At 74.0% G+C, this 11,697-nt stretch carries 7 protein-coding genes and 1 pseudogene; 7 read left to right on the top strand and 1 reads right to left on the bottom strand.

Annotated features, from left to right (window positions below; all coding sequences use genetic code 11):
- From DKT68_RS18590 to DKT68_RS18575, 4 genes and pseudogenes are all read left to right on the top strand, one after another.
- Positions 1 to 240, top strand: a pseudogene (locus DKT68_RS18590) (hypothetical protein); the annotation flags it as partial.
- Between the two features lie 253 nt (positions 241 to 493).
- The gene (locus DKT68_RS18585; protein WP_109818681.1) at positions 494 to 1,354 is read left to right on the top strand and encodes a TlyA family RNA methyltransferase; all 861 of its coding nucleotides are present in this window, start codon (positions 494 to 496) and stop codon (positions 1,352 to 1,354) included.
- Positions 1,355 to 1,457: 103 nt separating this feature from the next.
- Positions 1,458 to 2,342, top strand: a complete 885-nt coding sequence (locus DKT68_RS18580) for an NAD kinase (RefSeq protein WP_109818682.1) — start codon at positions 1,458 to 1,460, stop codon at positions 2,340 to 2,342.
- 158 nt (positions 2,343 to 2,500) lie between these two features.
- A complete protein-coding gene (locus DKT68_RS18575) occupies positions 2,501 to 6,223 on the top strand; it encodes a S8 family serine peptidase (protein WP_109818680.1) in 3,723 nt (1,240 codons plus the stop codon).
- Between the two features lie 88 nt (positions 6,224 to 6,311).
- Here DKT68_RS18575 and DKT68_RS18570 read toward each other — a convergent pair whose 3' ends face one another.
- Positions 6,312 to 7,331, bottom strand: a complete 1,020-nt coding sequence (locus DKT68_RS18570; RefSeq protein WP_109818679.1) for a helix-turn-helix domain-containing protein — start codon at positions 7,329 to 7,331, stop codon at positions 6,312 to 6,314.
- 101 nt (positions 7,332 to 7,432) lie between these two features.
- Here DKT68_RS18570 and recN point away from each other — a divergent pair, with 101 nt between their 5' ends.
- The 3 genes from recN to DKT68_RS18555 all read left to right on the top strand — a co-directional run bounded on the left by recN (position 7,433) and on the right by DKT68_RS18555 (position 11,457).
- Complete coding sequence (recN, locus tag DKT68_RS18565) at positions 7,433 to 9,190, top strand: DNA repair protein RecN (protein ID WP_109818678.1); 1,758 nt, start codon at positions 7,433 to 7,435, stop codon at positions 9,188 to 9,190.
- Positions 9,191 to 9,309: 119 nt separating this feature from the next.
- Positions 9,310 to 10,488, top strand: coding sequence for a putative cytokinetic ring protein SteA (gene steA / locus DKT68_RS18560; RefSeq protein ID WP_109818677.1), 1,179 nt, complete (start codon positions 9,310 to 9,312; stop codon positions 10,486 to 10,488).
- A gap of 27 nt (positions 10,489 to 10,515) precedes the next feature.
- A complete protein-coding gene (locus tag DKT68_RS18555; RefSeq protein WP_109818676.1) occupies positions 10,516 to 11,457 on the top strand; it encodes a copper transporter in 942 nt (313 codons plus the stop codon).
- Positions 11,458 to 11,697: the final 240 nt, after the last annotated feature.

The raw sequence follows: 11,697 nt of genomic DNA, 5'->3' as shown, positions 1-11,697 counted from the left end.
GCCGGTCTCGTGCCGTCGGACGGGGCGGCAGGCGCCCCGGTCTCCGCGCCGGTGGCCAAGAAGGCCGTCGCGAAGAAGGCGGTCGCGAAGAAGGCCGTGGCGAAGAAGGCGGTCGCCAAGAAGGCCATCGTGAAGAAGCCGCCGGCGACGATCAGCCGGACCGCCGACGACGCACCGACCCCGTCGGACATGCCGGCCAAGAAGGCGGCCCGCAAGCAGCAGCCGGACAACCCTCGATGAGCGCCGCGCCGACCGCCCGGAGCCTCCGGTGACCGGCGACGCGCGCCCGGTCCGCCGCCCGACCTGGGCGACGACGAGGCGCGGCATCCCGCCGTCGACGCGGCCGTGCGAGCCATGGCCAACGCGGCGGCGCTGGCCCCCGCCGACCAGATCGCGCAGTACGAGGCGGCCTACGAGACCCTGCGGGAAACCCTCGCCACCATCGACCAGACCTGAGCGGACGACCAGGCCTGAGCAGACCGGAGAACCACCCATGGCACGTCGCAACCGGCTGGACGCCGAACTCGTCCGCCGCGGTCTCGCCCGCTCGCGTGAGCAGGCCGCCGCGCTGGTGGAGGCCGGCCGGGTCCAGCTGCGCGGGGTGCCCGCGCGGAAGGCCGCCGCGATGGTCGACCCCGCCGATCCGCTGCTGGTCACCGGCGCCGACCCGGCCGAGGAGTACGTCTCCCGGGGCGGGCACAAGCTCGCCGGCGCGCTGGCCGCGTTCGGCCCCGCCGGGCTGAGCGTCGCCGGCCGGCGCTGCCTCGACGCCGGTGCGTCGACCGGCGGCTTCACCGACGTGCTGCTGCGCGGCGGCGCCGCGGAGGTGGTGGCCGTGGACGTCGGCTACGGGCAGCTCGCCTGGTCGCTGCGCACCGACGAGCGGGTCCGGGTCCTCGAGCGCACCAACGTCCGTACTCTCGAACCCGAGGTGATCGGCGGGCAGGTCGACCTCACGGTGGCCGACCTGTCGTTCATCTCGTTGCGGCTGGTGTTGCCGGCGCTGGCCGGCTGCACCCGGGCCGACGGCGACCTGGCGCTGATGGTCAAGCCGCAGTTCGAGGTCGGCAAGGAGCGGGTCGGCGCCGGCGGTGTGGTCCGTGAGCCGGAGCTGCGCGCCGAGGCGGTGCTCGACGTGGCGGCCGCGGCGGCGCAGCTCGACCTCGGCCTGGCGGATGTGGCGGCCAGCCCGCTGCCCGGGCCGAGCGGCAACGTGGAGTTCTTCGTATGGTTGCGCCGGGGCGCACCGCCGGCCGACCCGCAGCGGGTGCGGGCGGTGGTGGCGGCCGGGCCGGACGGCCTGACGGCGGCCGGCGACGTGCCGGACGCGGCGGCGGAGGAGGTCGCAGGGTGAACGCGTGCAGGGAGCGTTCCGGGACGGCGCGCGGGACACGCGGCCGTGGCGGAGCGACGACGACGGTGGGCCGCGGCCCGTTCACGGACGGGTGGGCGATCCGATGAGCCGCACCGCGCTGCTGGTGACCCACACCGGCCGTCGCCGCAGCACCGAGCATGCCCGGGCGGTCGCCGCCGATCTGATCGCCGCGGGCTTCGAGGTCCGGGTGGTCGCCGAGGAGGCCGAGGACCTCGACCTGCCCGGCGTGGTGCCGGTGGCCGGCCCGGAGGCCGCCGAGGGCGCCGAGATCGTCTTCGCGCTCGGAGGGGACGGCACGTTCCTGCGCGCGGCCGAGCTGGCACGGCCGGCGAAGGCGCCGCTGCTCGGCATCAACCTCGGCAAGGTGGGTTTCCTGGCCGAGGCCGAGATCGACGACCTGGACACCGCGGTCCGCGACGTCGTCGGGCGCAACTACACGGTGGACGAGCGGCTCACCCTGGACGTCACGGCCGAGTTCGACGGCGGCCCCACCATCGAGTCCTGGGCGCTCAACGAGATCAGCGTCGAGAAGGGCGAGCGGGCGCAGATGCTCGAGCTCCTCGTCGACGTGGACGGCCGTCCGCTGTCGCGCTACGGCTGCGACGGCGTCGTCTGCGCCACCCCCACCGGCTCCACGGCGTACGCGTTCTCCGGCGGCGGGCCGGTGGTCTGGCCGGAGGTGGAGGCCCTGCTGCTGGTGCCGATCAGCGCGCACGCGTTGTTCAGCCGTCCACTGGTCACCGCCCCGACGTCCACCTTCGTGATCACCGTGGACCCGTTCACCACTCTCGCCGTGCTCTGCTGCGACGGCCGTCGGGTCTACGACCTGCCACCCGGCGCCCGGGTCACGGTGCGCCGGGGTGCTCTGCCGGTGCGCATCGTGCGGCTGCGGGCCCGCCCGTTCACCGACCGGCTGGTCGCCAAGTTCGGGCTTCCGGTGCACGGCTGGCGTGGCAGCCGCCGGTGACCATGGCGCACACCGTCGGTGGACGACGGCTGTCCACCTGACGACATGTCGCCGCTGCGGCGGCTGGCGACTAGTGACCGGGTGACAGGCTCCGTCGCAGACTCCGATCGGCCCTCATCCACGGATGACGGACCTGGAGGAGTAGAGGAGCACATCGCATGCACTGGTCCCCACGCTGGCTCACCGCCGGCGCGGTCGGCGCGTTGGTGGTCGGCCTCGCCGCACCGGCGTCCGCCGACCCGCCCGTCCGGCCCACCGGCCCGAACTCGGGCACGCCCGCCCCTGGCGCCGCGTCCGTCCGCATCACCCTGATCACCGGCGACCAGGTCGACCTGGTGCAGGCGGCGCCCGGTCGGGTCGCCGCCACGGTCCGCCCGGGTCCCGGGCGCGAGCGCGTCATCTTCCAGACCCTGGAGGTCGACGGCGCGCTGCGCGTGCTACCCAGCGACGTCCTGCCCTACGTCTCCAGCGGGATCCTCGACGCCAACCTGTTCGACGTGCAGGAGCTGGCCGCCGAGGGCTTCGGTGACGCCGCGCAGGGCGACCTGCCGCTGATCGTGCGCTACCAGGAGCCGGCCGCCGGCCGGGTCCGGCCGCTCGCCGTCGCCACCGACGCCCGCCCCCTGGAAAGCATCAACGGCGCGGCGCTGCGGGTCGGCAAGGGCGACCTCGGCGGCCTGTGGACCACGCTCGCCGGCACGCCGGCGACCCGGACCACGACCGCCGCCGCGCCCCGACTGGGCGGTGGCATCGCCCGCATCTGGCTGGACGGGCGGGTCCGCCCGGCGCTGGAGCACAGCGTGCCGCAGATCGGCGCCCCGGCGGCCTGGGCGGCCGGCCGAGACGGTGCCGGCGTGAAGGTGGCGGTGCTCGACACCGGCGTCGACGCCACCCACCCCGACCTGGCCGGCCGGATCGCCGAGGCGCAGGACTTCTCCGGCAGCGGCAGTGCCCGCGACGGCCACGGCCACGGCACGCACGTCGCGGCCACCATCGCCGGCAGCGGCGCCGCGTCCGCAGGACTGCGCAAGGGTGTCGCGCCCGGCGCGCGGCTGCTGGTCGGCAAGGTGCTCGACGACGGTGGCTCCGGCTCCAGCTCGTCCATCATCGAGGGCATGGAGTGGGCCGCCCACTCCGGCGCGAAGGTCGTCAGCATGAGCCTCGGCGGCGACGCGACCGACGGCACCGACCCGATGAGCCAGGCGGTCAACGACCTGACCGCCGAGACCGGAGCGCTCTTCGTGGTCGCCGCCGGCAACGCGGGCACACCGCGCAGCGTCGGCACGCCGGGCGCGGCCGCGGCGGCCCTCACCGTCGGCGCGGTCGACCGTGACGACAACCTGGCGGAGTTTTCCAGCCGGGGTCCGCGCCTCGGCGACAACGGCCTCAAGCCGGAGATCACCGCGCCGGGCGTCGGCATCGTCGCCGCCCGGGCCGCCGGCACCACCATGGGTACGCCGGTAGGCGACGCCTACACGACCGCGTCCGGAACCTCCATGGCCACCCCGCATGTGGCCGGCGCGGCGGCGATCCTCGCCCAGGAACACCCCGACTGGACTGCCGGGAAGCTCAAGGACGCGCTGGTCAGCACCACGAAGGCCAACCCGGCGCTGACTGTCTTCGAGCAGGGTGGCGGCCGGGTCGACGTGGCTCGCGCGCTCGGGCAGCGGGTGTACGCCTCGGCCACCGCGGACTTCGGCCGGGTCACCGCCGGCGGTGCGGCGGTCGAGCGGACCGTGACGTACACCAACGGCACCTCGGCCCCGCAGACCCTGCGGCTGGCCCTGGACCTGCGCAACCTGGACACCGGCGCGGCCGAGCCCGACGGTGTCTCCGTCGGGTCCGGTGAGGTGACCGTGCCGGCCGGCGGCAGCGTGGCCGTGCCGATGCGGGCCGACCCGACGAAGCTGGCTCGCGGGCCGCACGGCGGCTGGCTGGTGGCGACCGGCGCCGACGGCGTCGAGGTGCGCACACCGGTCGGGCTCACCTCCAGCGGCCAGCTGCACCAGGTCACCGTGAAGGTGCTGGACCGGCAGGGCCAGCTGACCCTCTCGCCGGCGCTGACCCTCTTCGGAGAGCAGCCCGAGTCGGACTTCTGGGGCTGGTGGCCCGGCGAGGCCACCCTGCAGGTCGAGGAGGGCACGTACCTGCTGACCGCGATGGTCGAGCACGGCGCCCCGCTGGACGAGCAGCTCACCGAGGTCGTCGAGCCGGAGCTGACCGTCGACCGGGACCTGACCGTGGTGCTCGACGCGCGCAAGGGCACGCCGGTGCGGATCGAGACGCCGAAGCCCAGCGAGCAGCGGGCCACGCTCAGCTACTACGTGCACCGGGTGTTGGGCAACGGCCGGCAGATCGACCACGGTGTGATGGCCTACAGCACCGTCCAGCAGATCAACGTCACGCCGACCCGCCCGGTGCGCCAGGGCGAGTTCGAGTTCGCGTCGCGCTGGCAACTCGTCGCGCCCATGGTGGACGCGACGATCAGCGGGGTGTCCGGTCCGCTGGACATCAACCTGATCGGCACGTCGCCTGCGCCGACCGGCCGGCGGAAGCTGCCGCTGGTCTGGGCCGGCACCGGGACCCCCGCCGAGCTGACCCGGGTGCGGGGCGCCGCTGCGCTGCTCACCACCGACCCGGACCGCTCGGAGGATGAGCAGGTCGCCGCCGCCGCGGCCGCCGGCGCCGCCGTGGTGCTGGTCGTCCGGCCGGCGGACTTCAGCGCGTGGACGGTGTGGCGGCCGATCGGAGACCGGCTGCCGATCCCGGGGATGGTGGTCGCGTACGACGACGGGCAGCGGCTGATCGCGGCGGCCCGGAAGGGCCGGGCGACGTTGGACCTGACGTTGACCGTGGACAGCCCCTACCTCTACGACGTGTGGCAGGTGTCGAAGGGGCGGGTCCCGGAGCGGATCGTGCACACGGTGGACGCGAAGAACACGGCCGAGGTGACCGCGAGCTACGGCGACACCGGCGCGGGTTGGGCCACCGAGGAGCGGTTCGGCTGGCGTCCGTGGCAGGAGTACTCCTGGAACGACGACCAGCGGATGATCCGTAACGGCACCACCCGGCAGGAGTTCGTCAGCGCCGGGGACAACTGGTGGCAGCACCGGGTGCTGCACAAGTCCATGTTCATGCAGTGGGGGAAGCTGACCGGTGGCCTGACCCAGGAGCCCCGGCGCTACGCCGCCGATGACCGGGTGACCGAGACCTGGCACGCGCCGGTGGTCCGCCCGGCCGTACCGGCAAGCGGGGCGCCGGTGCCCACGCGGATCGGTGACAGTCTGGACCTGCGGGTGCCCGAGTTCGTCGACGCCGACGGCCACTACAGCGTGAGCGGCGAAAGCGAGGAGTCGGACACCGTCGAGGCCCGGGTCAGCCGGAACGGGCAGCAGATCGCCGACCTCTCGGGCGGCTGGGCGCCGGTGCCCACCACCGCCGGGCCGGCCCGCTATCGCCTGGACGTGACCACGCGGCGGTCCTCGGCCGAGTGGCGCTACGCCACGCGGACCGAGACGGCCTGGCAGTTCACCTCGGCCCGACCGACGGGCGACGCTGCCAAGCCGCTGCCGCTGCTGCAGGTGGACTACCGGGTGCCGGCCGACCTGCTCGGCACGGTACGCGGCAACCGATCGCACCAGCTGGGGCTGACCCTGCGCCAGCCGGCCGGAGTGTCCGCGCCCACCGGCACCAGCGTCCGGGTGGAGGTCTCCTTCGACGGAGGCGTCACCTGGCGGTCCGCACCGACCAAGGGGTCGGGCACCCGCTACACCACGACCGTGCCGGCGGGGCGCGGGACGGTGTCGCTGCGGGTGCACGCCTCCGACCGGGCCGGGAACACCGTCGACCAGACGGTGCTCCAGGCGTACGGGCTGCGGTGACGGACGGGGCGGGGCGGCCACGCGCCGTCCCGCCCCGGGTGAGCCCGCCGTCGACCGACGGCGGGCTCATCCATCTCCGCGGTCCGGGTCAGAGCCACCCGCGCCGGGCGGCCTGGAACGCCAGCCCGGGCCGGGTGTCCACGCCGGCGGCGGCCATCAGGTCGGCGAGTCGGCGTTGCACGGTACGCCGGCTCACCCCGAGCTGGGAGGCGATGGACTTGTCCGGTACGCCGGCCACGAACAGCGACAGCAGGCGCGCCTCGTCGGCGTCCGGCTGGTGGCCGCCACCCGGGTCGCCGTCGGGGTCCGGGCGCCGGCCCTCGGCAGTGGACTCCGCGAGAGGGTCGTCCAGCCGCAGCCGGGTGGCCACCCGCCAGTGGCTCTCGAAGAGGGCGAGCAGCGCGTCGAGCAGTTGACTGCGGCCGATCACCGCGGCGCTCGGCTCGCCGCCGTCGCGGTCGGGCACCAGCGGGCAGACGGCGGTGCGGGCGTCCACGATGGCCAGCCGCACCGGCAGCCGGTCCAGGACGCGGGCCTGCTCGCCGGCGGCCACGCCCTTGGCCAGGTCGACCAGCGCGCCCGGCTCCAGCAGCAGGTCCCGCTCGTAGATGGCCCGGTAGCTCACTCCCCGGGCCAGCGCGTCGAACTCCTCGACGTTCTCGGGGCCGGCCATCGCGAGCGGGTTCGCCCGGCAGAACCAGAGCACCTCGGTACGTGCCGAGTTCTGCAGGTCGCGGAGCCGGTCCCGGAGCACCCTGGCCCCGGTGATGACCTCGACGAGGTGGTCGCCGTGGTGGCGGCGCAGCCCCGACCGGTACTCCTCGGCCAGCTGGGTGACCCGCCGTCGGGCCGCCTCCAGGTCCTCCTGCCGGCGCAGCAGCGCCGCGCCGAGGGCGACGTCCGGCGCGGTTGGGCGCAGCGGGGCGTCCGGGTCGGTGTCGGTGGGCAGCACCAGTCCCTTGAGCCGCAGGGCCTCGACCTGGGCGACGACCTGTGCCCGCGGGCGGTGCAGCCGGCGGACCAGCTCGTCGATCCGAGCCGTGGTGAGCTGAAGCAGGCAGCGGTAGAGCTCCTCCTCAGCCGGGGTCAGGCCGATCACGTCCAACACGGGGCAGAACTGTACGTCGGCCCGGTGCCGGCCGTGCCGCGGCCTGCCCGCGGGCTCGTCGGCTGGTCAAGTGTCAGGCATCGCGTCTACTGTCGGGTGCTGTGCTGGAAGAGCTGCGCATCACCGGGCTGGGCGTCATCGAGGACACCACGCTGCCCTTGACCGGCGGCATGAACGTCATCACCGGCGAGACCGGTGCGGGCAAGACGATGGTGGTCACCGGCCTCGGCCTGCTCTTCGGGGGCCGGGCCGACGCCGGGCGGGTCCGTGCCCAGCCCGGCCGGGCCGTGGTCGAGGGGCGGCTGCGCCTGGAAGGTCGGGTCGCTGACGCGGTGCACGCCCGGATCACCGACGCCGGCGGCGAGCCCGACGAGGACGGTTCGCTGCTGCTGAGCCGCACGGTCACCGTGGAGGGCCGGTCCCGCGCCCATCTCGGTGGCCGGAGCATGCCGGTGTCGATGCTCGGCGAGGTCGGCGAGCAGGCGGTGGCGGTGCACGGCCAGTCCGACCAGCTGCGGCTGTTGCGCCCGGCCGAGCAGCGCGCCGCGCTGGACCGGTTCGCCGGCCCGGCGCACGAGAAGCTGCTCGACGCGCTGCGGGAGGCGTACACCGGATGGCGGCGGGTCGTCGACGACCTGGCCGACCGGCGGCGCAACGCCCGCGAGCGCAACCAGGAGGCCGACCTGCTGCGACTCGGCCTCGACGAGATCACCCGGGTCGATCCGCAGCCCGGCGAGGATGACGAGCTCAAGGCCGAGGCGCAGCGTCTGGAGCACGCCGAGGGGCTGCGCACGGCCGCCCAGCTGGCCCAGCAGTGCCTGGCGGGCGGCGCGGAGGCGACCGACGAGACACCGGACGCGACGGTGCTGCTCGGCACCTCCCGGCGCACGCTGGAGGCGCAGGCCGGCACGGATCCGGCGCTCGGCGAGCTGGCGGCCCGGCTGGAGGAGGCGGCCACGCTGGTCACCGACGTCTCCGCCGAGCTGTCGGCGTACCTGGCGACGCTCGACGCGGACCCGGCCCGGTTGCAGCACGTCTACGAGCGGCGGGCCGCGCTGCGCGCGCTGACCCGCAAGTACGCCGACGACGTCGACGGGGTCATCGCGTGGGCCGAGCGGGCCCGCACCCGACTGTCCGACCTGGACACGTCCGACGACCTGCTCGACGAGCTGGACCGGGAGGGTCAGCGGCTGGCCGGCGAGGTGGCCGACCTGGCCGGTCGGGTGTCGGCCTCCCGGCAGGAGGCGGCGGTCCGCTTCGCCGACCAGGTCACCGTCGAGCTGGCCGGGCTGGCCATGCCGCACGCCCGGATCCAGGTGGCGGTGCTGCCCCGCCCGGCCGGTCGGTCCGAGCCGGCGCTGTCGGTCAACGGCGTCGAGGTGGGCATCGCCCCGGACGGCGGCGACGAGGTGGAGCTGCGCCTGCTGGCGCACCCGGGCGCGCCGTCGCTGCCGTTGCAGCGCGGCGCCTCCGGCGGTGAGCTGTCGCGGGTGATGCTCGCGATCGAGGTGGTCTTCGCCGGCTCGGGTGGCCCGCCCACGCTGGTCTTCGACGAGGTCGACGCGGGTGTCGGCGGTCAGGCCGCGGTGGAGATCGGCCGGCGGCTGGCGCGGTTGGCCCGCAGTCACCAGGTGCTGGTCGTCACCCACCTGCCGCAGGTGGCGGCGTTCGCCGACCGGCACCTGGTGGTGGCGAAGGACACGGGTGGCGCGGTGACCACCAGCGGGGTCCGGGTCGTGGAGGACACCGAGCGGGCCCGGGAGTTGGCGCGCATGCTGGCGGGTTTGCCCGACTCGGATCTGGGTATCGCCCACGCCGAGGAGCTTCTGGCCCTGGCGGCCAAGGAACGGCGCCCGTGACACCGCGTATTGTGAGCGCAAGCACACCGGCTTGTGCCGACGTGTGCTTCCCTGGGTAGGCGGCCCTGCTCAGGCATGTCGCGACAGAAAAGCCTGCCCCACATGCCAGGATGGTCACGATGCGTCTACCCACGTTGCGCCGGAACCGGAGCGCGGAGCCGGGCAGAGTCCTCGGCACCGCGCGCCTCGATCGCCGGACAAAACGCCTGGTCGGTCGGCTACGCCCCGGTGACATCGCGGTCATCGACCACGTCGACCTGGACCGGGTGGCGGCCGACTCGTTGGTCGCCGTCGGGGTCGCGGCGGTGCTCAACGCCAAGCCCTCGGTCTCCGGCCGCTACCCGAACCTCGGCCCGGAGGTGCTGATCGCCGCCGGCATCCCGCTCCTGGACGACCTGGGGGAGGGCGTCTTCGAGCAGATCCGCGAGGGCGACCAGGTGCGCATCGAGGGCAACACGGTCTTCGCCGGCGACGAGCCGGTGGCGCACGGCAGCCTGCAGGACGCCGAGTCGGTCGCCAAGGCGATGGCCGACGCCCGGGAGGGGCTCTCCGTGCAGTTGGAGGCGTTCGCCGCCAACACCATGGACTACCTCCGCCAGGAGCGCGACCTGCTGCTCGACGGCGTGGGCGTGCCGGACATCGAGACCCAGATGCAGGGCCGGCACTGCCTGATCGTGGTGCGCGGCTACGACTACAAGGCAGACCTGGACGTGCTGCGCCCGTACATCCGGGAGTTCAAGCCGGTGCTGATCGGCGTCGACGGCGGCGCGGACGCGCTCGTCGAGGCCGGTTACACCCCCGACATGATCATCGGGGACATGGATTCGGTCACCGACGACGTGCTGCGCTGCGGCGCCGAGGTGATCGTGCACGCGTACCCGGACGGGCGGGCCCCCGGCCTGCCCCGGGTCAACGGTCTCGGCGTGCCGGCGGTGACCTTCCCGGCCGCGGCGACCAGCGAGGACCTGGCGATGCTGCTGGCCGACGAGAAGGGCGCCTCGCTGCTGGTGGCGGTCGGCACGCACGCCACGCTGGTCGAGTTCCTGGACAAGGGTCGCGGCGGGATGGCCTCGACGTTCCTGACCCGGCTGAAGGTCGGCGGCAAGCTGGTCGACGCCAAGGGCGTGAGCCGGCTCTACCGGCAGAGCATCTCCGGTTCGTCGCTGCTGCTGCTGGTGCTCTCGGCGATCGCGGCGATGGCCTCCGCGGTGGCCGTCTCCACCGTCGGGAAGGCGTACCTGGGCGTGGTCGCCGAATGGTGGGACAATTTCGTGTTCCAGCTGTACCGGCTCTTCTAGTTCCCGACCGATCAAGAGGCTGCAAGCGTGATCAACTTCCGCTACCACGTGGTGTCCCTCACCGCGGTCTTCCTGGCTCTGGCGATCGGCCTGGTGGTCGGCACGGCCGCCCTCAACGGCCCGGTCGCCGACTCGCTCAAGGAACAGGTCACCGGCCTGCGCAAGGCCAACCAGCAGATGCGCGAGACGGTCAACGACATGGAGAAGCAGCTCGGGCTGGAGGAGGAGTTCGCCGAGGAGATGTCCCAGGTCGTCCTGCCGGGCACCCTCACCGGGCGCCGGGTCCTGGTGCTCAGCCTCCCCAACGGGCGCGACCACACCGAGGGCGTGCTCAAGAAGCTCCAGCTGGCCGGGGCCACCATCACCGGCCGCGTCGACCTGCAGGACAAGTTCGTCAACCCGGACAACAACACCAACCTGCTGGAGCTGGCCGTCACCGCCGCCCGCCCGACCGCGCAGACCACCGGCCTGCCCGGCAACGGGCACGGCGTGGAGACCTCCAGCGCGCTGCTGGCCAGCGTCCTGCTGGACCGCTCCCAGGGGACCGCGCCGGTCAGTGACGCCGACCGGCGGGCGGTGCTCGCCGCGTACAACAACGCCGGTTACCTGACCACCGACGACAACAAGGTCACCGGGTCGGCGGAGGCCGTGATCGTGGTCAGCGGTCAGCCGTACGTCGACAAGGACTCCGCGAAGCGCGACGAGTCGGTCGTGAAGATCGCCGAGCAGTTCGACCGGACCGGGTCGATCGTGGTCGGCGGCAACGGTTCCGCCGGCGGCAACCTGGTGGCCGTCGTGCGCGGAGACCCGGTGCTGTCCCAGACCATCTCGACCGTCGACAACGCCAACACCGTGCAGGGCCAGGTGGTCACCAGCCTCGCCCTGGTGCAGCAGCTCACCGAGAAGAAGGCCGGCCAGTACGGCGTCGGCGACAACGCCGCCTCGCTGCTGCCTAGACTGCCCCAGTGAGCGAACGACGTACCCCCGTGTCCGAAACCGACGAGGTGGCGCGTGAGCGAGCGCAGCGAGTGAACCTGAGGCACAGCAGGGCGGCGTCCCACGCCGCTGCCGAGCGAAGCGAGGTGGTGGCGTGAGGGCTCTCGGCCGGCTGTTGATCGCCGGAGCCGGCGCCGCCGCCGCCCGGTACGCGCTGCGCGAGGTGCGCAGCGCCCCGGTCGGCCCCGCGCTCGAGCGCACCAACTTCCGCGG

It is taken from the genome of Micromonospora acroterricola (genome assembly GCF_003172955.1).
GTDB classification, from domain to species: Bacteria; Actinomycetota; Actinomycetes; order Mycobacteriales; family Micromonosporaceae; genus Micromonospora; species Micromonospora acroterricola.
Note: the sequence above shows the minus strand (reverse complement) of the source record. Positions and strands in the feature narration are given on the sequence as shown.